Annotated in this window: 16 protein-coding genes and 1 pseudogene; 3 read left to right on the plus strand and 14 right to left on the minus strand. The window is 60.1% G+C overall.

Annotated elements, in window-relative coordinates; translation table 11 throughout:
* Positions 1-324: 324 nt before the first annotated feature.
* The 3 genes and pseudogenes from AX767_RS21335 to istA (AX767_RS09570) form a co-directional block, all read right to left on the minus strand.
* Positions 325-873 carry a glycerol-3-phosphate dehydrogenase C-terminal domain-containing protein gene (locus AX767_RS21335; RefSeq protein ID WP_156481009.1) on the minus strand — a complete coding sequence of 183 codons (549 nt, stop codon included), beginning with the start codon at positions 871-873 and terminating at the stop codon, positions 325-327.
* On the minus strand, positions 870-1676 hold the full coding sequence (istB, locus tag AX767_RS09565) for an IS21-like element helper ATPase IstB (RefSeq protein ID WP_068630764.1): 807 nt from the start codon (positions 1674-1676) through the stop codon (positions 870-872). Before istB (AX767_RS09565) ends, AX767_RS21335 begins: the two co-directional genes overlap by 4 nt.
* Positions 1666-2715 (minus strand): annotated as a pseudogene (gene istA / locus AX767_RS09570) (IS21 family transposase); the annotation flags it as partial. The pseudogene istA (AX767_RS09570) and the gene istB (AX767_RS09565), both read right to left, overlap by 11 nt.
* On the opposite strand from istA (AX767_RS09570), the gene AX767_RS09575 reads away from it, so the two are divergent.
* Positions 2704-3642, plus strand: coding sequence for a GlxA family transcriptional regulator (locus AX767_RS09575; RefSeq protein WP_237288602.1), 939 nt, complete (start codon positions 2704-2706; stop codon positions 3640-3642). The pseudogene istA (AX767_RS09570) and the gene AX767_RS09575 sit on opposite strands and share 12 nt — an antisense overlap.
* Before the next feature lie 124 nt (positions 3643-3766).
* On the opposite strand, the gene AX767_RS09580 is transcribed toward AX767_RS09575, so the two are convergent.
* The 6 genes from AX767_RS09580 to AX767_RS09600 all read right to left on the minus strand — a co-directional run bounded on the left by AX767_RS09580 (position 3767) and on the right by AX767_RS09600 (position 11747).
* Positions 3767-5356 carry a phospholipase D family protein gene (locus AX767_RS09580; protein WP_068630768.1) on the minus strand — a complete coding sequence of 530 codons (1590 nt, stop codon included), beginning with the start codon at positions 5354-5356 and terminating at the stop codon, positions 3767-3769.
* Positions 5357-5710: 354 nt separating this feature from the next.
* Positions 5711-6622: a cation diffusion facilitator family transporter gene (locus AX767_RS09585; protein ID WP_068630770.1), complete on the minus strand. Its 912-nt coding sequence runs from the start codon at positions 6620-6622 to the stop codon at positions 5711-5713.
* 573 nt (positions 6623-7195) lie between these two features.
* Positions 7196-7987, minus strand: a complete 792-nt coding sequence (gene istB, locus AX767_RS09590; protein WP_068629574.1) for an IS21-like element helper ATPase IstB — start codon at positions 7985-7987, stop codon at positions 7196-7198.
* Positions 7980-9503, minus strand: a complete 1524-nt coding sequence (istA, locus tag AX767_RS09595) for an IS21 family transposase (protein ID WP_068633399.1) — start codon at positions 9501-9503, stop codon at positions 7980-7982. The genes istB (AX767_RS09590) and istA (AX767_RS09595) overlap by 8 nt, the downstream gene beginning before the upstream one ends.
* Before the next feature lie 188 nt (positions 9504-9691).
* Positions 9692-9985 (minus strand): zinc ribbon domain-containing protein, encoded by a 294-nt coding sequence (locus tag AX767_RS22270; RefSeq protein WP_082754953.1) that lies wholly within the window; start codon positions 9983-9985, stop codon positions 9692-9694.
* Between the two features lie 52 nt (positions 9986-10037).
* Positions 10038-11747, minus strand: coding sequence for a phosphoethanolamine transferase (locus AX767_RS09600; RefSeq protein ID WP_082754955.1), 1710 nt, complete (start codon positions 11745-11747; stop codon positions 10038-10040).
* A 237-nt stretch (positions 11748-11984) separates the two neighbouring features.
* Here AX767_RS09600 and AX767_RS09605 point away from each other — a divergent pair, with 237 nt between their 5' ends.
* Both AX767_RS09605 and AX767_RS09610 read left to right on the plus strand, forming a co-directional pair.
* Positions 11985-12662, plus strand: coding sequence for a heavy metal response regulator transcription factor (locus tag AX767_RS09605; RefSeq protein WP_068630774.1), 678 nt, complete (start codon positions 11985-11987; stop codon positions 12660-12662).
* 2 nt (positions 12663-12664) lie between these two features.
* Positions 12665-13990, plus strand: coding sequence for a heavy metal sensor histidine kinase (locus AX767_RS09610; protein WP_082754957.1), 1326 nt, complete (start codon positions 12665-12667; stop codon positions 13988-13990).
* An 81-nt stretch (positions 13991-14071) separates the two neighbouring features.
* Here the strand turns inward: AX767_RS09610 and AX767_RS21340 are convergent, their stop codons facing one another.
* From AX767_RS21340 to AX767_RS09630, 5 genes are all read right to left on the minus strand, one after another.
* Positions 14072-14434: a DUF4148 domain-containing protein gene (locus tag AX767_RS21340; RefSeq protein WP_156481010.1), complete on the minus strand. Its 363-nt coding sequence runs from the start codon at positions 14432-14434 to the stop codon at positions 14072-14074.
* 751 nt (positions 14435-15185) lie between these two features.
* Complete coding sequence (locus tag AX767_RS09615) at positions 15186-15602, minus strand: hypothetical protein (RefSeq protein WP_068630778.1); 417 nt, start codon at positions 15600-15602, stop codon at positions 15186-15188.
* Between the two features lie 65 nt (positions 15603-15667).
* The gene (locus AX767_RS09620) at positions 15668-18886 is read right to left on the minus strand and encodes a CusA/CzcA family heavy metal efflux RND transporter (RefSeq protein ID WP_068630781.1); all 3219 of its coding nucleotides are present in this window, start codon (positions 18884-18886) and stop codon (positions 15668-15670) included.
* 15 nt (positions 18887-18901) lie between these two features.
* On the minus strand, positions 18902-20455 hold the full coding sequence (locus tag AX767_RS09625; protein WP_068630783.1) for an efflux RND transporter periplasmic adaptor subunit: 1554 nt from the start codon (positions 20453-20455) through the stop codon (positions 18902-18904).
* 9 nt (positions 20456-20464) lie between these two features.
* Positions 20465-21763: a TolC family protein gene (locus tag AX767_RS09630; protein ID WP_068630785.1), complete on the minus strand. Its 1299-nt coding sequence runs from the start codon at positions 21761-21763 to the stop codon at positions 20465-20467.
* Positions 21764-22257: the final 494 nt, after the last annotated feature.

The following is a 22257-nucleotide window of genomic DNA, read 5'->3' on the forward strand; positions in this document are numbered from 1 at the left end:
GATCACGTGCCGGGCACGACCGCGCATCTCGTAGAAGAGACTTGGCGCGCCAAATTTCTCTCGTATTCGTATCCATTCGAAACCCCGTTTGTCCTCGCTGAGGATGGTGTCGATCTGCTTGCACATCAGCGCGAACGTGGGCATCCAACCTCTAAAAAACACGTACGCTCTTCTACGTTCTGTACCCGTGAGCGGGAACATGTACTTGAACTTCTCAGTCAAGCCTCGAATCTGAGCAGGTTCGCTCCACGCGTCAATACTCACAGGTCACTCCAGCAAGGACTAGGCTCGGGAAGCCAAGCATGTCCCATCGAAGGATCTTGATCAAGTCACTCCTGCATACTGAGCAGCAAGATCTTGAAAGAGTTTCAGCCCGGGATCTACATCAAGCTCATCGCGAATGATTTGAGCCACCCGCGAGGAGCAAGCTGTCGCCGAACGCGCATCTAAAAACAGGATGCGTGTTCTGCGGGCAAGGATGTCCTCGACATTGCGCGCAAACTCGTACCGAATTGAGAAACGAACCATCCCTTCAGTAAGTGATCCGCAGATCGAAGCGTCGGCCCCGGGCATCTGTTCAACCAGCGTGGAATCGCGCCCGTACTGAACCAGACTCGGCATAGAAGCTTCACCAGCTGCCACGAGCGCAAGTGTCAAGGTTCGGCAAGGTGCCAACTTTTCAAGCGCTCCGTTCGCGATGCATTCGTCAACAACCTCTTCTGCGATGGCTCGATAAGTTGTCCACTTGCCGCCCGTCACCGTAACGAGGCCGCTCGCGCTCACATCTATGTCGTGCTGTTGAGTTCCATGCAATCCTGACCCGGTATTTCCATCTAATCTTGACCCACCCTTTTTGCGAGCCTGGCGGCTCACGGTGTGGATAGGTTCTTGGTCTTCTCCTTCTTTTTAATTGGGTCTGTGCGAACGGGTTGAGCCGAGCTGTGCCTGAAGCGGAAGCTGTCGTTGCCAGTCTCCAGGATGTGGCAATGATGCGTGAGCCGGTCCAGCAGCGCCGTCGTCATCTTCGCATCGCCGAACACGCTTGCCCATTCACTGAAGCTCAGGTTCGTCGTGATCACCACGCTCGTGCGCTCGTAGAGCTTCGAGAGCAAATGGAACAGCAACGCTCCGCCCGAGGCGCTGAACGGCAGGTAGCCAAGCTCGTCCAGGATCACCATGTCGGCGTACATCAGCCGGTGCGCGATGTGACCCGGGTTGCCGCTGGCCTTCTCCTGCTCGAGCGCATTGACCAGTTCGACCGTGGAGAAGAATCTCACACGTCGATGGTGATGCTCGATGGCCTGCACACCCAGCGCCGTGGCGATGTGGGTCTTGCCCGTGCCAGGACCACCGACGAGCACCACGTTCTGGGCGTCCTCCATGAACTCGCACCGGTGCAACTGCCGCACCAAGGCTTCGTTGACCTCGCTGTGCGTGAAGTCGAAGCCTGTGAGGTCCCGGTAGGCCGGGAAGCGTGCCAGCTTCAACTGGTAGGCCACAGAGCGCACCTCACGCTCGGCCGTCTCGGCCTTGAGCAACTGCGCGAGCATCGGCTGCGCGGCCTCGAAGGCTGGAGCGCCCTGCGCGGCGAGTTCGGCCACGGCGTGTGCCATGCCGTGCATCTTGAGTTCGCGCAGCATGATCACGATGGCTGCGCTGGCGGGGTCATGGCGCATGGCGCACCTCCTGGATGATGATCGGATCCGCTGCAGTCACACGTCCTCTGAGGGAGTCGTAGCGCAGCACATTGGCCTGGGGTTCGTTTGCCAGGCGCAACGCCTGAGGCGCCGTCACCGGCGCTGGCGCCACCGGCTTGCCGTCGAGCAGCCGATGCAGGACGTTCAGCACATGCGTCTTGCTCGCCACACCCGCTTCCAGTGCCAGCTCGACCGCAGTCAGCACAGCCTGTTCATCGTGGTGCAGCACGAGCGCGAGGATCTCCACCATCTCCCGGTCGCCGCCGGGCTGCTTTAGCAGGACGCTTTGCAATCTTCGGAAGCCCTGCGGCAGTTCACTGAAGGGCGCGCCGTTCCTGAGCGCCCCGGGCTTGCGCTGGAGCACCGCCAGGTAGTGGCGCCAGTCGTAGATGGTCTGGCCGGCCGTGTCGTGACGCCGGTCGATGATGCGCGTGTGCTCGCACAGGAGCTGCCCCTCGGCCGCCACGACCAGGCGATCGGCGTAGACCCGCAGGCTGACCGGGCGGTTCGCGTAGGACGCCGGCACGCTGTAGCGGTTGCGCTCGAAGTGCACCAGGCAGGTAGGTGAGACGCGCTTGGTGTGCTCGACGAAGCCGTCGAAGGCACGAGGCACAGGCATCAGCAGTGGCCGCTCCTGCGCCCATACGTCCGCCACGGTGCCAGGTTGCTTGCCGTGAACGATCTCGCCCCACAGCGCCTTGCAGCGGTTCTCCAGCCATTCGTTGAGCATCGCCAGCGTCGCGAACGCCGGCACGGGCTGCCACAGCCGGTGGCGCGCATCGCGCACGTTCTTCTCCACCTGGCCCTTCTCCCAGCCCGAGGCGGGGTTGCAGAACTCGGCCTCGAACAGGTAGTGGCTCACCATGGCGCTAAAGCGCGCGTTGACGTCGCGCTCCTTGCCCCGGCGCACGCGATCGACGGCCGTCTTCATGTTGTCGTAGATGCCGCGGCGCGGCACGCCGCCCAAGACCTCGAACGCGCGGTTGTGCGCGTCGAACAGCATCTCGTGGGTCTGCAGCGGGTCCTGTTTCATCTTTCGGTGCCCGGCATCGTGTTCGGCGTTCAGCCACCACCCGGCGGCTTGCCTTCGTACGAGGTGGCGTATTGCGCATCCACACCCGGCCGCGTGCGCTGCGATCAGGGCATTGAAGTGGAAGTGCCCGGCGGGCTCGATGCGATGGTCGGAGCCGACATCGTGGTGGTGCCCGCGTGGAACCACCCCGAGGTCACCGCGCCTGTCGCGCTGACGGACGCACTGCGCGAGGCGCACGCGCGCGGTGCTCAGGTCGTCGGGCTTTGCCTGGGTGCTTTCGTGCTGGGCGATGCGGGCTTGCTCGATGAACGGCGTGCCACCACGCATTGGGCCTCCCGCGATCTCTTCGCCCGGCGCTTTCCGAAGACGCACTTTCTTCCGGATGTGCTGTATGTCGATGACGGCAATGTCGTCACCTCGGCCGGAACCGTCGCCGCTATCGACTGTTGCCTGCACATCCTGCGCCTGCGCCACGGTGCCGATGTCGCCAATCGCGTGGCGCGCTTGCTGGTGACCCCGCCGCACCGCCAGGGCGGCCAGGCGCAGTACATCGAACAACCCGTCCCCGCACTGCCGAGCGAGGCACGCCTGCCGGGAGTCCTGGAATGGGCGCGCGCGCATCTGTCGGAGCCGCTGTCGCTCGATGTGCTGGCGGAAGCGGCGAGGATGAGCCGGCGAACTTTCACCCGACGCTTTCGAGAAGCAACCGGTGTGACGGTGAGCAAGTGGCTCACGACCGAACGCATCGGCAAGGCGCAGCAATTGCTGGAAACGACCGACATGCCCATCGAGCGGGTCGCCGCAGAGGCAGGCTTCGGTACATCGCTGTCGTTACGCCAGCACTTCGCAAACCAGGTGCACACGTCACCGTCTTCCTACAGACGGGCTTTTCGTGATCGCAAGAAGAGCTGAGTAAAGTGAGGCGACTTTGGCTCGAAGGCATGGAGGCGTACGTCAACTTCGTCTTCTCGTTGATGAAGAGTGGGCGACGAAGGTTGAAATCAGCAAAGCACAAATTCGATCGATACCTATGGGATCAAAGAAGCTCTTCTCCCAACACTGGCAACAGAAACCAATTTTTTATCCGCAGCCAAAGAAACTCACCAGGTACGTCCTCGTGAACGATTTCTTCGCCGTTTTCTGAATGCGCGACCCATTGCGTGCGACGGCCGTCTGAGGACAACTGCAACCGGTATCCGATCTCTACATGCTCAGCGACCAGCAAACTGTGAAGTTCTTCGACAAGCGACCTGCTTTCAATGACCAAGCCAAGCTCGGTGTTGATGGCCGCCGAGCGATGGTCAAGGTTCATCGATCCGATGAAGATGCGTTCACTGTCCATCGTCGCGACCTTCGCGTGCAATCTGCTGATGGATCTACCGAAATTGCCGAACCGCTTGCTTTGGGCTGTTCCTTCAGGTGAAATCTCGTAAACCGAAATGCCAGCTTTAAGCATGTCCGCGCGGTATCGCTCGTAACCGGCGTATGCCAACGGTTCATCGGTTGAACCTAAAGAGTTGGTGACAACCACGGCGCGGCCACCGGCAGCGACGAGCTTCTCTAGCACTGCCATTCCCTGGGGGCCTGGAATGAAATACGGAGAAAGAATCTTGACCTCTCGGCGTGATGCCGCAATTTCTCCCAGCGCGCCTTCCGAAACACTACCTCGGTAGGCCATCTCATGTGCAAGATTAAGCTTGTCCGGAGGGTCTGAGAAAAAGCGCGCCGCGGCCCAATGGAGCTGTAGCTCTTTGATCTCAAATTGCTCACTAACAGGCGGTCGGTCGAACATGTCGCGGGGTCTCAATGCCACATCTGCCACTGCGAGACGAACGATCTCCGAAAACCTATCTTCGGCTTCGAAGCCGGACGCCGCATTTGTTACGAGATCCAGGATCGGCCTGACTTGCATGCTGTTCCAAAACGCATCGAACGATCTCGACATTTCATGGACAACAGGTCCTGCTGAGAGCAGATCAACGTCGATGAAATTCGCGTCGGCGTTGCGCATGAAGTACTCGTTCCCGATGTTGCGACCTCCAGTTATCGCAAAAGTGTTGTCGGCGACAAGCAACTTGTTGTGCATGCGGTGGTTGATGCGAAGGAGGTCAAATAACGAAGCTGCGAGACGAATCGGTAGAGACTTCGCGCGAGACGGCAAGGGATTGAAAAGCCGCACTTCGACATTGTTAAAGGTGGCCAACATGGAGAAGACCTCTTCATCGCCGCCCATGTAGAGGTCGTCGACCAACAGCCGGACTCGAACGCCTCTCAACGCCGCATTGCGAAGCTCTCGAAGCAGCAACAGACCCACATCGTCATTGCGGATCAGGTAGTACTGCATGTCGACGCTGCTCTCCGCGTTCCGTATGAGCGCAACCCTTGCATCGAATGCAAACGCGGCCTCGGGCAAAAGTCGAAAGCCGGACTCGTTCTCGGAACCAATCGGCCTCGAATTCACTGCAAGGCGTCCCAGGGTTGTTGCGGCGCCATTGGTCACCGCCATCGAGATCGCTTGCTGACTACCTGCCGGAAGGCTGGCGCAACCAGTCAACATCACCACAGCCGTGACTGCAGCGATCCATCCCAAAATACGCTGGAGTACTTTCAAGATAAACATCAACATTTGAAGAGTTTCGACGTATCTAACGCCGGAGCCGGCAAGCCTAAAAGAGTGGCTTTCAGTGGTTTCGCTTCACTTGTCGGTGACGAACGAATTCCGAGTCAATGCCGGCGCCGCCCGCTCTTTTTCTTGACTTGCACATTCGTGCGCTTGCGCTGATCGTTGAAACGGACCGCCAAACTTTCAGAATACGACCTGTTGCGAAGTCCTTGTGGGCCACGAACACGTAACCACCAACGAACCACCGCAACTGCAACAGCACCAACACAAAGGATGCCGATGTAGAGCATTAGAACGGTCAACGAAGTTGACGCGTCAGGAACCCGGCGTTGCATGGAATGTGGCCAACGAGTTCAATTAACCGAATTTATGGATGCCTGTGGCCTGTATGCACGGGTTGCGCTCCATCTGAACTGTGCAGTGGTGAATGTTGAATTCCTTCTCCAACATCTCTGCCGCGTCAATGGCCAAGCGATCGAAATCGCCAGTAGTGCTTACAACGTGGACACTGAGGCTTGTCTTACCGGTAGTTATCGCCCAAACGTGCAAGTCATGAATCGACTCGACGCCAGGCAGTTTCAGGAAAGACTTCTCGACCAAAGCGATGTCGATCCCGTCGGGTACGCCCTCGAGCAAGATGTTCATGCTGTCCCTTAGCAGAGTCCAAGTTCGCGGGAGAACCCAAAGTCCGATGGCCACTGCGATGATCGAATCCACCCAGGTCCATCCCGTGAACCAAATCACAACGGCGCCGACGATCACGCCCAATGAGCCGAGCATGTCGCTCCAGACCTCTAGGTAGGCGCCCTTGATGTTCAGGCTGCCCTCTTTGCCACCCATCAGGAGCCGCATGCTGATCAGGTTCACCACCAGCCCGAGGGAGGCAATCACCAACATCGGAATCGATTGCACTGTTTGCGGCGTGTTGAACCGCTGCCATGCTTCGTAAAGGATGTAGATGGCGACCGCGAAGAGCAAAAGAGCATTGAAGGCGGCTGCCAAGATCTCGAACCGGTGGTAGCCGAACGTTCGCTTGGCATCTGCGGCTCGCTTGGAGATCTGTATGGCGGACAACGAAATGGCGAGCGCTGCTGCATCTGTAAACATGTGCGCCGCGTCAGAGATCAGTGCCAAACTTCCAGTCACGATCCCGCCTATGACTTCAGCCACCATGAACGAAGTGGTAAGGATCAAAGCAATCCACAAGGATTTTTCGTGGCTTGCACCGGCCTGGCCGGGCGTTGGGGTGTGGGAGTGTCCAGATGTCATCTCAATGCCTGTTGTTTAAGTTTTTGGGCAAACCGGTGGGCCAGTCTGTTGGCGCATTTCGAACTTGAAGAGGAGCGCCGCATTCTTCGACATTTGCATAGACGGTGTCGCCGACAGCGACTTGCGTTCGTTCGTCAAGGATGACTATGTGTAAATGCTGCCGAGCACCCACCGTTCGGTACGAAAGCACCGCAAACCGCGCGTTTGCAACTTGTTCGTTGGTTGCGCCTTTTCTGCAATCCGTAAGTCCGCTGGACTTAAGGTCGTCAGCCCTGCCTACCTCAGTGACTGTTGCAATCCGCCACCCAGCTTGAAACTCTGCGACCTCATGTCGGAAAGATGTGCAAGCGACGAGCGCGGTAAATCCGATGGTGTGTCGGCGCCGGTTCAACTTTGACCCACCCTGCCGTTTGAACTTTGACCCGGGGATGGAAGCCGGCATCGTGGATGCCGGCTGTGCATAACTCTACCGTCTTCGTCCTTTCCCGGTTTCCTTTCTGATGACTGATCGCTTGCACGAAGAAGGCGCGAAGGGCGAAGCCCGCAGCGCCTTGTCCCCTTCTGCGGTGTTGCTCAACCGGCGTTTCCAGCCGACGCCTTTCGCTCCTGCTCACGAGCTTTGATGCGCTTCTTCGAGTTGGCAGTGGCGTGCGTGATCCGGTAACTGTCATTGCCCGTCTCCACGATGTGGCAGTGGTGCGTGAGCCGGTCCAGCAATGCTGTCGTCATCTTTGGATCCACGAACACACTGCTCCATTCAGCGAAGTCCAGGTTGGTCGTCACCACGACGCTGGTGTGCTCGTACAGCTTTGAGAGCAGGTGGAACAGCAATGCCCCGCCGGCCTGGCTGAAGGGCAGGTATCCCATCTCGTCGAGCACCACCGCGTCCAGGCGCAGCAGGCTCGCCGCAATGCGCCCCGCTTTGCCCTGGGCCTTCTCCTGCTCGAGTGCGTTCACCAAGTCGACGGTCGAGTAGAAGCGCACACGCTTGCCATGCTGCGTGATGCCCGCCACGCCGATGGCGGTCGCCAGATGGCTCTTGCCCGTGCCGGGGCCACCCACCAACACGACGTTGTGCGCCTCGTCGGTGAAGGCCATTTCGGCCAGTTGCAGCACGAGCTTGCGGTCGACCGCCGAGACCTCGAAGTCGAATCCTGCAAGGTCCCGGTGCACAGGGAACTTCGCCGCGTTCATCTGGTGGGTCACCGAGCGCGTGGCGCGCTCGGTCGTCTCGGCACGCAGCATCTGCTCGACCAGCCAGCGCGAACGCTCCAGCTCGGTGTTGTCCTGCTCCATCAGATCGGCCCAGGTTCCCGCCATGCCGTGCAGGCGCAGCGTCTTGAGTTCGGCGATGACGTCACGCATGACCGGCCTCCCTTATCTTGTTCAAGTCGCGCAGCCGGTCGTAGCGAGCCGTGTCGGCGATCGGCGGCGTCAGCACCTGCAGCGACGTCTCGACGTTCTCTGGCCGCGGCGCCGAGTTCAAACGCGCGAGTACGTTGATGACGTGTTCGACGCTCACACGCCCGGAGGGCGGTGCACCGTCCAGCGCCAGCTCTACGGCCACCAGCACCGCCTCCAGTCCGGCCGTCGGCACCAAGGCCAGCACCCGGGCCATCAGCCGGTCGCCTCCGCTCTCGCGCAAGAGTGCACGACGCAACCGCTGCAATGATTCGGGCAGATCGGTGAACGGTGCGCCATTGCGCAACGCGCCTGGCTTCCTCTGCACCAGCGGCACATAGTGCTGCCAGTCGTAGCGCGTCTTGCTCTTGTCCGTCAGACGCTCATGCTCGGCCACGACACCGTCGCCAGCGACCACCGTCACGCGCGTCGGGTACAGGTGCGTGCTGACCATCTGCCCGGCCAACTCGCATGGCACCGAGTAGCGGTTGCGCGCTACCGACACCAAGCAGGTGCTGCTCACCCGGGCCACCTCCTCGACGTAGCCATCGAACGCGGCCGGCATCGGCATCAACTGCACCCGCTCGTGCTCGAGCATTTCGGCAACGCTGAACTGCTTGTGCTCGGGATGCCGGACTTCTTCCCACAGCGCCCGGCAGCGTTCCCCCAGCCAGGCGTTGAGCTCGTCGAAGCTGGCGAAGCGCCGCTCACGCGCGTCGATCCAGATGCGCCGGCGGCTGTCCTGGACGTTCTTCTCCACCACACCCTTCTCCCAGCCCGAAGCGACGTTGCAGAAGTCCGGGTCGTACAGGTAATGCGCGCACATCACCGCGAAGCGCGCGTTGACGGTGCGGCCCTTGCCCTTGTGCACCTTGTCCACGGCGGTCTTCATGTTGTCGTAGATGCCGCGACGCGCCACACCGCCGAGCGCCGCGAAGGAGCGCGTGTGCGCATCGAACAGCATCTCGTGGCCCTGGCTCGGGTACGCCACCAGCCAGAACGCGCGGCTCGCGCACAGCTTCATGTGCGACACCTGCAGCTTGCGGTACAGGCCCCCGATGACCAGCGACTCGTCGCTCCAGTCGAACTGGAACGCCTCGCCCAGCTCGAAGGTCAACGGCACGAATGCCTTGCCGATTGCAACGCCGCCCTGGCTGGCGCGCCATGTACGAATGAAGTCCGTCAGTTGCGTGTAGCCGCCTTCGTAGCCCGCCGCGGCGATCTGCTGAAGCAGTGCCTTGGCAGTTCGCCGTTCCTTCCTTGGGCGGCGCGCATCGGCCAGCAGCGCCATCTTGATCGTTTCGATGAACGGCGCCAGCTTCGTCGCCGCCGGGCGGCGACGGTACTTCGGTGGCTGCGCCACCGGCGTTCGCAGGTACTTCCTCACCGTGTTGCGCGACAGGCTCGTCGCCCTCACGATCTCGCGCACCGACTTCTTCTCGCGGTGGTGCATCCGCAGGACCTTGCCAATCATGGCCATGGTGATCACTCCTCATACCCCCGCCGCTTAAAAAAGCAGCAGGGTAGGCTGAACACCCGGGTCAAATTTGAAGCGGCACAACCCTCACAGGTGGGTCAATTTTCGGCCGGCGCCAACATCCGATGGTGCCGAGCAGCACTGAACCCAGCGCTTCTAGAGCACGGTGGTTCGGCGATTGCTCACGCATGTCAGCTCACAGAGGTGCCACATCCAGCGCAGAAGCGTGCCGATTTCGCTAGTGGTGCGGAGCACGACCTGCAGATGCTCGATGCCGCCAAAGCTCCGCATTCCGCGCAGAACTTGGCACCTGGAGCCAGAGGCGTCCGGCACGAAGCACAGTCGCCGGCACTACCGCTGTAGACAGTCTGTTGACGTGCGCTGCCGTGTCCGCCGTGGTCGTCGGATCGGCGAGACGAACCGTGGGACCGTCGCCCGTCGTGATCACTAGAGAGGTTGCGAAGCACTTTTGAGAGCAAATTCATGCAATTCCTTGGTAATTCGTATCGATAGAAAAGGAGATTGGAAACCCTGAAGTCACTTCAGAGTCAAGCGTTCGGTGTCGGTGCAATTCGAGCTGCTTCGAGCAACTGACCAGACGTCCAAACTCGGCTGGTACGCTTTCGTATTGATGCTGAAGAACCCGAGCAAAGTAGAGAACACGTTGTCGTGCGAAAGCGGTTGGCCCGAGATTGACGTCAAGCACGACTTTGGCGTTCGAAGGCGGCGTTGCACACCTTCCGACATCCACACAATCATCGGAACCCGTGTCTGCTCCTTCGGTGCGAGCAAAGTGGGAAGACCGTGAAGATAGATGTTCCGCTCCCCTAAGCTTTCACCATGATCAGAGAGGTAGATCACGGCCACGTCCATGTTTGCCGCCTGCGCGTTGGCAACACTGATGGCCTGTGCAATGGTCTGACTGGTGTAGTCGATGGAGTTGTCGTACGTGTTTACCAAGGTGCTTACGTCGCAAGCCTGAATGCGGTTTGTGTCGCAAGTTGGCTGGAACGGCCCCGGCGCAGGGTAGCGTTTGAAATAGGACGGCCCGTGGCTTCCCATTTGATGCAGCACGATGGCGCTGTCTCCTTTAACTTCAGCCAAGCTTGCACGAAGAGCATCGACCAGCACACCGTCGAGGCACGCAGTGCCATCACAAAAAATTCCATCATCTATCGTCGGCAGTTGGCGGTTCGGCACACGGCTGCACACTCCTTTGCAACCCGAGTTGTTGTCGATCCATTCGACGCTCACGCCAGTTCGCTGCAGAACGTCCAAGGCGTTTTCACGCGATTGCGCCTTGGCGTTGGTAAAACCTGCTACGCCGAGATCGGAAAACATGCAGGGCAACGACGTAGCTGTGTCGGTCCCGCATGCAACCACGCCGCTGAAATAGACCGCATTTGAATCTGCGAGTGCGACGTTGGTATCGCGGGCGTAGCCACCAAGCGAAAAATTGGCGGCTCTCGCGGTCTCACCAACGATGAAAACCAGTACAAGTGGCTTGGCGTTGGCCCCGACTTTCCGTGTGGCATCAAGAGCCACTGGAATCAATGGAGCGGTGGAGGTGCGATCGGCCTTGAGGTAGCCGTACGTCGCATTGATGAAGTTCGACGGCACCAGTTGAAAGCGCAGCTCTCGGTGATTCCGAAAGGTCGAGGCCAGAGTGCCGTAGAAGATCATCGCGACCGCTGCCGCCGTCGCCAACCCAACACTCGTCAGCATGATGGTCTGTCGAATGGCTCGAGACGCGGTGCTGCGTCGAACACCGACAAAGTGCAGCAGCGCCGCCGGAAACAAACCGCGCCAGAACAAATCGATCAACGCAGGCCAAGACAACAACTCGCGAACTTCCCGCGCGTCGGTTTCCACCATGTTTCGCACGAGCCCTTTGTCAAACAGCAATCCCCAGGCGTCGACGTAGTGCGAGATGCTGGCAGAGGCAAGTAGCACTGCTCCCAGCATTAAGCAGCCAAGTCGGCCGCCCGCGAGCGGGCGCAGCACCGCCGAGAACATGAAAAGCAGTACCAGGGCAAGTCCAGCCATTGCTCCACCAGCCTCCCATGACATGCCACCCTGCGCGCTGGCGATGGTTTTCCAGAATGCGAAGTTGTCGAATGCGAGAATCCACGCAACCGTGGCAAGGCAACCCAATAGCGGCGAGATGCCTTCGAAGTGAAGTGATTTCTGAGAGGCTGTTCGGCCGTACTCATTGAGCGATCGCGCGTGGGCCTGGGGGTGCGGCATGACTTGGAGTTGTCTTGGCCAACGCTTGAGCGGCTGGCTGTGGCGATGCCTTCTCTGGCACGTTCGACGACTCTAGAAACCGCGGCCGACAGCCACCCCACGCAGACATTACAAGACGGTAATGTGCTGCAAAGGCACAGCGCGGATCGGGCGCGACACTCAGCCCCGCGGTTCGCACTCGGCGTAGATGACGGAAATGTAATCCGCCCGAATGTCCACCGACGTTAGGATTAGAAGATGCATCTCCTGGTGATCGAAGACGAAATGAAGCTTGGCGATTACCTGCGAAAGGGTTTGATCGAAAGTGGCTTCAATGTGGATCTTTCGCGCGACGGCACGGAAGGCCTTGGAATGGCCCTCACCGGTAACTACGATGCGATCGTCCTCGACGTGATGCTCCCCGGCGTGGATGGCTTTAAGATCCTAGATGTCGTGCGCAAGTCATCCGCGACGCCGGTCTTGATGCTGACGGCGCGCGACGATGTCGCTGACCGAGTCAAGGGGCTTGAGGCTGGTGCGGACGACTACCTAGCGAAGCCCTTCGCCTTTACCGAGTTGCTGGCACGAGTCCGCGCATTACTGAGACGTGGTTCACTGCAGGAGTCGACGCGATTCGCGCTCGCCGACCTCCAACTCGATCTAACGACGCGGCGAGCAAGCCGAGGCGGCAAACGGCTCGACTTGACAGCCAAGGAGTTCTTCTTGCTCTCATTGCTTCTTCGTCGCCAGGGTCAGGTGCTGTCGCGCGCCGTCCTTGCAGATCAGGTTTGGGGCATGAACTTCGACAGCGAGACAAACGTTGTGGAGGTTGCGGTGCGCCGGCTGCGCGCGAAGATCGACGATCCCTTCGAAGATAAGTTGCTCCATACAGTGCGCGGCATGGGTTACGTTCTTGAACAGCGCGACGACGGTTGAACGTGAAGGCCGTCTCGATCCAACGTTCGTTATCGCGTTGGTTTGCCTTGCAGGCGCTGATCGGCCTGAGCATCGTGTGCGTTGTCGTCTATGGCATCACGCGCTGGAGCTTTCAGCTCAAGCAGGCTGAAGAATTTGATCGCCACAGTGATCTGGTGCGTCACGCAATCGCCGAAACGCGAACGCCGCCGAACTTGAATGCACTTCGCCACAAACTGGACGACTACTTTCAGACCCATCCGGACATTCAGGTGGTACTTCTCGCTGGTGAACAGCAGATCTACCGCTCGCAGCGCCCGGTTCCACAAGGCCACTCCGTCTTCAAAACTCTCAGTCTTGACGGACTGAAGTTCGAGGAGGCACCGGTTCGGCTCGAACTCACGTTAGATTCGAGCAGCGACGATCTGTTGCTCGAGCGACTTGCCTGGACGTTGGTCGCGGCAGCGACCTTGGGATCGCTTGGCGTTGCCTGGACCGGATTTTTGATTGTGAGGCGTGGTCTCAGGCCGCTCAAACAGTTGACCGCGCAGACAGCCGCAGCCGGTCCGACAAGGCCTGGGGCCCGTATCGATGCCACGTCTTACGCCAGCGAGCTTCACCCCTGGATCGAGCAGTTCAACGCGCTGCTCGAGAGGGCGGAAGGAGCTTACGCACAGCTTGAAGCCTTCAATGCCGACGTCGCGCACGAACTGCGGACGCCATTAGCCAACATGATTGCCCAGGTTGAGATCGAACTCAGCCAAGTTCGCCCGGTCGGCGCCTTGCGCGAAGCAATGAGCTCACAGCTTGAGGAAGCGCAAAGGTTGTCGGCCATCGTCACGGACATGCTTTTTCTGTCCAAGGCTGACCGCGGTGCCCGAGCTCGACGCGGGAGACTTTTGAGCATCGCAGAGCAGGTGGCGGCCGTCGGAGAGTTCCATGAGGCCGAGCTGGAGGCGGCTGCACTCTCACTTCGCATTGACGGCGACGCCGTGGTCCAGGTCGACGTTGGGCTGCTTCGTCGGGCCGTGTCAAATCTGCTGAGTAATGCAATTCGCTATGCCAAAACGAACAGCCTCATCTGCGTCGAGATCGAACACCAAGACATGATGGTGAGGCTTTCTGTCGTCAACAGAGGCGACAAGATTGATCCAGCGGCGCTGCCGAGGCTCTTCGAACGCTTCTACCGAGCGGACATTTCACGCAGCGGCTCGTCCAGCCACCATGGACTCGGGCTTGCTATCGTGGCCGCCATCGCACGCATGCACGGCGGGAAGCCTTTCGCCGAGTCAGCAAGGGGCGTGACGCGTATCGGTTTCACTTTAGTGCGGTTGGAAGCAGAAGAATGAAGTGAGTTTTTTGGTCAGCGCCCGCTGCAGAGTTCGAGGCAACCGCAAGGCGATGTGTGATCACCGTGCTGATCGAAACGATTATTTCCCTGTCGTCAGCACCGGAGGCCATGGTGCCCCTCGGCTTACCGAATTCCAAGCTGGGTGCTTCATTGCCGCCTGCAGTTCTGCATTCACCTGCGCCCGCGTCTTCGGTTCACCGGACCCCGCGGCGGGCCATGGCGCCCCACGACTGTAGGTGCTGCTCCAGCGCGGGTTTTTCTGCGCCTTGTCAAGATCGGATGCAACCTGAGCGCGCGTTGCTTGATTGATGTGATCGGGGTGATAGGTCGCACCGATTTCTGACGTCGTCGAGTGATACGCCCCTGCTGCAAAACTGGTTGGCACAAGCACGGCCGACAGCGCGCCGGCGATGGCAAGAGAACGGAGGTTGAGAACAGACATGTTGGCTCCTGGTGGTTAGTCGCCTGATCGACCGATCGAGGCGCAACATCGACTCTAGAAGTCCAAGCCGACGAGTCGCCACCACATCAATTACAACCGGGTCATCTGGCTGTCATAAACAAAAAAACACCGCTCTCTGAAACCGAGTAGCGGTGTTCGGGACAGCTGTCGGACCATGCCGACCGAAGTTCTCAATCGCGAGTTTGAATCAGCGTACCGTGGTGGCCGAAGTGGCAGGTGCTTGGGAAGTCTGGGCGTCCTGGCTCGCGTTGCGCGAACTGGCAAACTTGCGCGCTGCTCGGACGTACGCTGGACTGGAGGGGTCAACGCTGCGATCCCCATAACTCATCGCGGCCAAACCGGACTTGACCCAGTCCATGGTCTCGGCTTGAACGACAGCGCGAGATAGCTGACTGGATCGCGCAACCGGGCGCGGGTCACCCTGCGTGTAGCCGGCCGACGGTGCAGTCGGCATCCACGCGCGAGTTGCGGCCTCGACGGCGGTACGCGAAGTACTTGACGTCAGCGCCACTGGCCGCGGATCGCCTTCAGCGTAATTTCCAGCGAATGCCGGAGCCATTGCGGCGGAGAGAGCGATCGAAGCCAGCGACAGGCGGAGCGAAGACTTTTGCATTTTTGGTCCTTGAGGTTGGTTGGTAATCGGCACCGCTTGCTGCGCGGCGTGTGACAACTTTAAAAAACCAGTCCCTCAGATTCCGAACGGTCGCATTACAGCTTAGTCATCAGGTCTTCATTTGAGCGCGAAGCGTGCTGACTGAGCGGGTTGGCCTTTCAGCGATACCTGAGCGACCACCTTGGTTCCAGGGCCCACGGAATAAGTGCCCTTTGCTTCCAGCGTTTCGCCGGCGGGGACCAATGTTGCCTCTTCTTTCTTGCCGCCAGACAACAATGTCACCTTCGCGCTTGCGCCAGAAAGGTTCGCCGGCTTCCCGTGGTCAGTTACATGCAACGTCAACGTGTCCGGACGAGCCACAAGTTCGTAGTTGACGTCCTTGACCACCGCGACAACACCGCCGTGCTGGGGCTTGGCCTCGTGCGCATGGGCGCTGCCTTTGCTCTCATGCTCGTGTCCTTTGTGGTCGTCCGCGGCATGAGCGTTGAAGGACAAGCCGATCGTCGCGATGGCGATGAGTGATGAAAATTTCATGGGGATCCTCGAAATCAAGTTAAAGCCCCCGGTTGCCAGCCGTGCGGGGGCGGTCACGGATGAAACTAGGCGCTGGCGTGGGGCGGAGGCCGGTCATGGGGGGTCCGCTCTGCGACCGCCTTGGACTCGCCGAAAACTTCCTCTTCCTCGTCCCGGCCGTGCAGCAGTCGGTAGAGCACGGGCAGCACCAACAACGTGAGCGCGGTCGACGATAGGATCCCGCCGATGACGACAGTGGCGAGCGGACGTTGCACCTCCGCGCCTGTGCCGGTGGCGATGGCCATAGGCACAAAACCCAGTGACGCCACGAGCGCGGTCATCAGGACCGGTCGCAAACGGGTGAGCGCCCCTTCGTGGATCGCCTGGTCGAGCGACGCGCCGGCATCGCGCAGATTCCGAATGAACGAAATCATTACCAGGCCATTCAGCACCGCGACGCCCGACAAAGCGATGAATCCCACCGCCGCCGTGATCGACAATGGAATGTCACGAAGCCACAACGCCAGAATGCCGCCGGTCAACGCGAACGGAATGCCGGTGAACACGATCAGGCCATCCTTAAGATTGCCGAACATGGCAAACAGCAGCGTGAGCACCAATAGCAGCGCAACGGGGACCACGATCTGGAGGCGCTGCGTAGCGGATTGCAGGTTCTCAAACTGTCCGCCCCAAGACGTCCAGTACCCCGTGGGGACCTTCAATCGTTGATCCAGGGCTGCCGTCGCTTCCGTGACGAACGACCCCAGGTCTCGCCCTCGCACGTTGGCACTCACCACGACGCGTCGCTTCCCGTCTTCACGGCTGACCTGGTTGGGGCCTGGCGCGAGTTCGAGCGAGGCAACCTCGCCCAACGGGATAAAGCTAACCCGGGTGCTGGCGGTTGCTGCGGCCGAGTTGGCTGGAAGCGGGATGGGCAGGCGGCGGATGGCTTCGAGGTCTCCGCGCAGCAGGTCTGGAAGCCGCACCACGATGTCGAAGCGACGATCGCCCTCGAAAAGCGTACCGGCGGTTCGCCCGCCCACGGCGGTCGAGATTGTGTCCTGCACATCGGCGATGTTCAAGCCGTACCGCGTCGCCTTCTCCCGGTCAATGTTGACCGTGAGCATCGGCAGACCACTGGTCTGTTCCACGTTGACTTCGGCGGCACCAGGGATGGACTTCAACACCTCTTCGATCTCGCGCGCCGACTTGTTCAGAACCTCCATGTCATCTCCGAACACCTTCACGGCGACGTCGGCCCGCACGCCGGACACCAACTCGTTGAAGCGCAACTGAATCGGCTGTGAGAACTCATAATTGTTGCCTGGCAGCTTTGCCACTTCTGCCTGCACGGCTTCGACGATTTCCTGACGCGTGCGCTTCGGCTCAGGCCACTCGTCGACCGGCTTGAGCATGACGTAGGCATCCGAAATGTTCGGCGGCATCGGGTCGGAGGCAATTTCCGCCGTCCCGGTCCGCGCGAAGATCCGTTTGATCTCTGGAAACTTCGCCTTGAGCGTGCGCTCAAGTTGTTGCTGCATCTCCAGTGATTGAGTCAGGCTTGTGCCGGGGATGCGAAGAGCTTGAACCGCGAAGTCGCCTTCGTTAAGGCTTGGAATGAATTCACTGCCCAGCCGCGTGGCGAGCAGGGCCGAGAGCACCACCGCAACCCCCGCAATCGTCAACACGATGGCCTTGGCCGCGAGCGCACGGTCCAGAAGCGGCTCGTAGACCTTCTTGGCCCAAAGCATCAGGCGGTTTTCCTTTTCGGAGACCTTGTTGCCGATGAAGAGCGCAACAGCCGCGGGAATGAAGGTGACCGACAGGATCATCGCGCCGAGCAAGGCGATCACGACCGTGAGCGCCATCGGATGGAACATCTTTCCCTCGACGCCCGTAAGCGCGAAGATCGGCAGGTACACGATCATGATGATCACTTGCCCGAAGAGCAATGCGCGCCGTGCTTCCTGCGATGCGGCGAAAACTTCGTGGTAGCGCTCCTTTCGGGTCAATGGACGCCCGAACTTCGCCTGCGCATGGGATAGCCGCCTGACGCAGTTCTCCACGATCACCACTGCCCCGTCCACGATGATGCCGAAGTCGAGGGCCCCGAGACTCATCAGGTTCGCGCTGACCTTTTGATTCACCATGCCGGTAAATGTGAACAGCATCGAAAGCGGAATCACCAGTGCCGTGATCAGCGCGGCACGCAGGTTTCCGAGAAAGAGGAAGAGAACCACGATCACCAAAACTGCGCCTTCGAAGAGGTTCTTTTTCACGGTGTTGATGGCCTTGTCGACAAGCACTGTGCGGTCGTAAACCGTGATCGCCTCGACCCCTGGCGGGAGCGAGCGATTGATCTCTTCCATCTTTTTCCCAACAGCTTGCGACACGATGCGGCTGTTCTCGCCGATGAGCATGAACACCGTGCCCAGAACGACTTCACGGCCGTTGTCGGTCGCGGCGCCGGTGCGCAGTTCCTTGCCAATGCCGACTTCAGCGACGTCGCGCACGCGAATTGGCGTGCTGCCGCTGGACGACAGGATGACGTTGCGGAGATCCTCCATGCTGCGTGCCTGACCTGGCGCGCGGATGAGGTACTGCTCACCGCGGCGCTCGATGTAGCCAGCTCCGACGTTGGTGTTGTTGCGTTCCAGCGCCTTCACCACGTCCGCCATCGAAAGACCATAGGCAGAAAGTTTCTCCGGATTGGGCGCGATCTGGTACTGCTTCTCGAAACCTCCGATGGAGTTGATTTCAGTCACGCCCGCCACATTACGCAGCTGCGGCTTGATCACCCAGTCCTGGATCTCCCGAAGATCGGTAGATGTGTAGGGCGTTCCATCGGGCTTCTTGGCACCGTCCTTGGCCTCGACGGTCCAAAGGTAAATTTCGCCAAGGCCGGTCGAGATCGGACCAACCATCGGGTGGATGCCTTCCGGCATCTGCCCGGTCGCCGACTGCAGGCGCTCGTTGACCAACTGCCGGGCGAAGTAAACGTCGGTCCCGTCCTTGAAGACCACCGTGACCTGCGACAACCCGTAGCGGGAGAGCGAGCGCGTCTGCATCAACCCGGGCAGGCCAGCCATGACGGTTTCGATTGGGAAAGTGACGCGCTGCTCGGTCTCCAGTGGCGAATAGCCTGGCGCTCCGGTATTGATCTGGACCTGAACATTGGTGATGTCAGGAACGGCGTCGATCGGGAGTTTCTGGTAGTTGTAGACCCCAAGACCAGCCATGCCAAGCACGGCGAGTAGGACCAGCCATCGTTGTTCGATGGCGAAACGGATGATGCGTTCAAACATGGCGCTTGGTCTGCCTCAGTGCGTGTGCGTCGCGGAGCTCTTGCCCTGCTCCGACTTGACGACAAATGATCCGGCAGCGGCGTAAGTTGCTCCCGGCTTGAGTCCAGCTTTGATCTCCACGCGCTTGCCATCCGTTCGGCCGATCTCGACCGGTTGGGGAATGAAGCCACCCGGAACCTTGAGGAACACAACGGGCTTTTCATCGATGGTCTGAAGTGCGGCAGAAGCCACGGTAACGGCCGAGTTGACTTCGTTGGCGACAGCTTCAACGTTTACGAACAATCCGGGCCGCCATGCACCCTGGGGGTTTGCCAAAACAACGCGCGCCCGCGCGGTCCGGGTCTGTTCGCCGATCAGCGAGCCGACGTATGAGACGGTCCCATTCGCCGATGCATCGAAGGCACCTGCACGAACGACGACCTTCTCACCGACACGCACCTGTTGCAGGTCACGTGCGGCAACATTCATCTCGACCCAGACACTCGTCAGATCCGAGATCGTGAAGACATTCGCGTCTTCCTTGACAGACTCACCGAGGGCGATGTGCTTCTCAACCACCATGCCATCGAAGGGTGCGCGAAGCTCGAATCGGCCCAGCGACGTGCTGCTCGGCGATGCACCCAGCGTAAGCAGTTTCTGAGTGGCGTTTGCCGTAGCAATTTCGGCTTCCCGCAACGCTTGTCTGGCTTGAAGGACGTCCTGCTCGGGCGAAATCTTCTGTTCCCAAAGCGTCTTTTCACGCTCGTACGTGGTCTGCGCGAGTTCCCGACGGCGTTGCGCGCCTTGCAATTCGGCTCGAGTTTCCGACACGGTTGAGCTCGAGATCACAGCAAGGACCTGCCCCTTCTTGACCAGCTCCCCGAGGTTCGCGCTGACGCTCTCGACAACACCCGCTACACGTGGGACAACGTGTGCGGTGCGGTCTTCGTTGAATCGAACTTCGCCGGGGAACTGCAACGCGCTGCGAATGGTTGCGGGGCCACTCGAGTCGAGCGTGATGCTTGCCGCCTTGATCTGTGCATCGGTCATGTTGACCTTGCCTTCTTGCTGGCTGAAGGTGAACAGGTGTGGCTCCTTGGGAGTCACGACCGCCACAGTGGCTTCGAAAACGTGCGGTTCAGGCACTGCCTGGTCGCTCGTCAGGAACCCAGCTTGGGGTGTGAGCTTGATTTCCTGTTGCTCGCCGCCTGGACGCGTCAAACTGACCGTGACTTGCGTGCCCGCCGGTGGCACTGGCTTGTCCTTGTCCGTCACCCACGCCTTGAACTTCGGCTCACCGCCTTCTTCTGCTAGCTTCAGTTCAAGCCCAAAGTCGCCTTCGCTGAATCGCTGCCCGCCATTGGGGCCCTTTGGCGCTTCCTCTTCGTGGCCACCGGCTTCCTCTTTACCGTGCCCGTGACCGTCGTCCGCTGACTCGCCTTGCTTCTGCCCTTCTGCGGTTTTTGGACTGTTTGCGCCGCTGCGAAGAATGAATGCACCTGCAGCGACGCCGAGCAGGACAATGAAAATGATGATGACAATTTGCTTGCGTCCGGGCTTGCCGGACACCCACTGCGATGGGGTGGCCATGGTTGATCCTTAAGGGGTAAAGACGGTTGTGCCGGTGGCGGCGGGGCCGCCGAGCAAGCGGTCGATGTCGGTGACCGAGCGGTGAGCGTCGGCGAGGGAGCGAAGGTATTGGGAGCGCGCCTGCAAGAGGGTGCGCTGTGCGTCGAGCGCATCGAGGTAGCCGAACTTTCCGAGTTCGAACCCCTTGGTTGCCGCGTCGAATGCGCTCTGCGCCCCCGGAAGGATCTCTTTCAGGAGGGCAGTCACTTCGTTGGCGGCAACCAGGTAGCGCTGACGAGCCGCCAGGACGTCCGAGCGAAGTCGCAACTCCGTAGTCCTGGCGTCGTCCTCCGCCTTGTCCTGCCTGCGCAGCGCTGCGACGATGTTTCCGCGGTTGGTGTCGAAAATTGGCAGTGGAACCGAGATCCCGACGACCAACTGGTTGCGCCCCAACTCTTGGTTGCGTTGGGCGCCAGCAGTCAGAGTGATGTCTGGCAGACGCTTGGCCTGCTCCAGATCCGACAATGCGCCGAAGCGGCGTACTTCGAGTCGAGCCTGCCGGATAGTCGGCGAGTTCGCGATTCGCTCTTCGAAGGCTTCGACCGGTGGTGGCTGTGGAATCGCAAGTGCATTTCCGTCCACAGCATCGATACCGGTCGTGCGCGTTGTCAGGGACCGCAGCAGCTCCAGGTTGGTCTGCAGCTCACCGCGTGCCTGCACCAGCTCGAGCCGGACATTGGCCTCTGCAACTTTGGCCTTCGTTTCCTCTACCGGGGATACCTTGCCCGCAATGACCCGCTTGCCGGCTGCTTGGCTTCCGGTGCTGGCCAAGTCAAGCGAAGCCTGGGCGAGTCGTACACGTTCCTGGGAGATGAGTGTTGCGAAGAATGCGGCAGTGACGTTGGCGCGGATGTCCGATTCCTTGGCTTCCAGTTGAACGCGCGCAACCTCGATGCCACGCTCCGCTGCCGCGATTCGTGCGCTTCGCTTCCCGCCAAGTTCAAGCGGTTGACTGACGGTGAATGTGGTCGTCCGCGTCTGAACTCGCTGGTCTTCCACGTCGAAATTCAAAGTCGGGTTCTGGAAGACGCCTGCCTGGATCCGCGCCCCCTCCGTTGCTTCGATCTCGCGGCGTGCCGCCGAGAGTTCGGGACTGTTGTCAAGCGCGAGCTGAATCGCGCCGGCCAGCGTGACAGACTGCAGCCCGGATTGAGAAACGGCCGGCTGTGAATTGGCAGCTGAGGACAGCCCGCCCGGTTGTTGAGCGAGCGCATTGCTGCCCGCGATTACCGCGATCGCCAATGCGATCGGGACGAATGTTCGAAACATCGAATTCTCCAGTCATAGGAAAGAGACAAGGGAATCCGGCGCGGTTGTCAGTGCATAGTTTTGGACAAGCAAGAAGGACGAACACGCGCCGGGGTCAACCGGCATGTGCCCAATTTGGACGATCGATGGTTTGATGTACCCACGATGCGAGAAGCTTGATCGGCGCGCTCACCATCGGAGTCGACTCTGCAGCGCCAAAAACCTCGCAAGCTGTGACGGCGATTTGCGCAACATGCACATGACAGGAGCTGCAGTCTTGGTGCAACTGGCCGGGCAAGTGAGCTGATTGACCTTCGGTCGCATCGGCCTGTTCACCTGCGCTCCGATGTTGGTGCTGGTGAGAGTGATGCCCGATGTGAGGCGAGGCAGATGCCTCCTCGTGCTCGCAATAGCCAGCCACAGCAGCCAGTGCGAACTGGGCTGGAAGCGCGAACAAAAGGACGAGGACGAGCCAACGAAACATGGGTGGAGTTCAAGCTGGAGAGAAAAACGGC

Origin of the sequence: Variovorax sp. PAMC 28711 (genome assembly GCF_001577265.1) — a bacterium.
Lineage (GTDB): Bacteria > Pseudomonadota > Gammaproteobacteria > Burkholderiales > Burkholderiaceae_C > Variovorax.

What these genes read in the sequence shown, in the direction of transcription:
- AX767_RS09615 (WP_068630778.1), bottom strand. Translation starts at nt 15,602, where the DNA reads ATGAAATTTTCATCACTCATCGCCATCGCGACGATCGGCTTGTCCTTC.
- AX767_RS09605 (WP_068630774.1), top strand. Translation starts at nt 11,985, where the DNA reads ATGCATCTCCTGGTGATCGAAGACGAAATGAAGCTTGGCGATTACCTG.
- AX767_RS09580 (WP_068630768.1), bottom strand. Translation starts at nt 5,356, where the DNA reads ATGTTGATGTTTATCTTGAAAGTACTCCAGCGTATTTTGGGATGGATC.
- AX767_RS22270 (WP_082754953.1), bottom strand. Translation starts at nt 9,985, where the DNA reads ATGAATTTGCTCTCAAAAGTGCTTCGCAACCTCTCTAGTGATCACGAC.
- AX767_RS09585 (WP_068630770.1), bottom strand. Translation starts at nt 6,622, where the DNA reads ATGACATCTGGACACTCCCACACCCCAACGCCCGGCCAGGCCGGTGCA.
- AX767_RS09625 (WP_068630783.1), bottom strand. Translation starts at nt 20,455, where the DNA reads ATGGCCACCCCATCGCAGTGGGTGTCCGGCAAGCCCGGACGCAAGCAA.
- istA (WP_068633399.1), bottom strand. Translation starts at nt 9,503, where the DNA reads ATGGCCATGATTGGCAAGGTCCTGCGGATGCACCACCGCGAGAAGAAG.
- AX767_RS09620 (WP_068630781.1), bottom strand. Translation starts at nt 18,886, where the DNA reads ATGTTTGAACGCATCATCCGTTTCGCCATCGAACAACGATGGCTGGTC.
- AX767_RS09630 (WP_068630785.1), bottom strand. Translation starts at nt 21,763, where the DNA reads ATGTTTCGAACATTCGTCCCGATCGCATTGGCGATCGCGGTAATCGCG.
- AX767_RS09600 (WP_082754955.1), bottom strand. Translation starts at nt 11,747, where the DNA reads ATGCCGCACCCCCAGGCCCACGCGCGATCGCTCAATGAGTACGGCCGA.
- istB (WP_068629574.1), bottom strand. Translation starts at nt 7,987, where the DNA reads ATGCGTGACGTCATCGCCGAACTCAAGACGCTGCGCCTGCACGGCATG.
- istB (WP_068630764.1), bottom strand. Translation starts at nt 1,676, where the DNA reads ATGCGCCATGACCCCGCCAGCGCAGCCATCGTGATCATGCTGCGCGAA.
- AX767_RS21340 (WP_156481010.1), bottom strand. Translation starts at nt 14,434, where the DNA reads ATGTCTGTTCTCAACCTCCGTTCTCTTGCCATCGCCGGCGCGCTGTCG.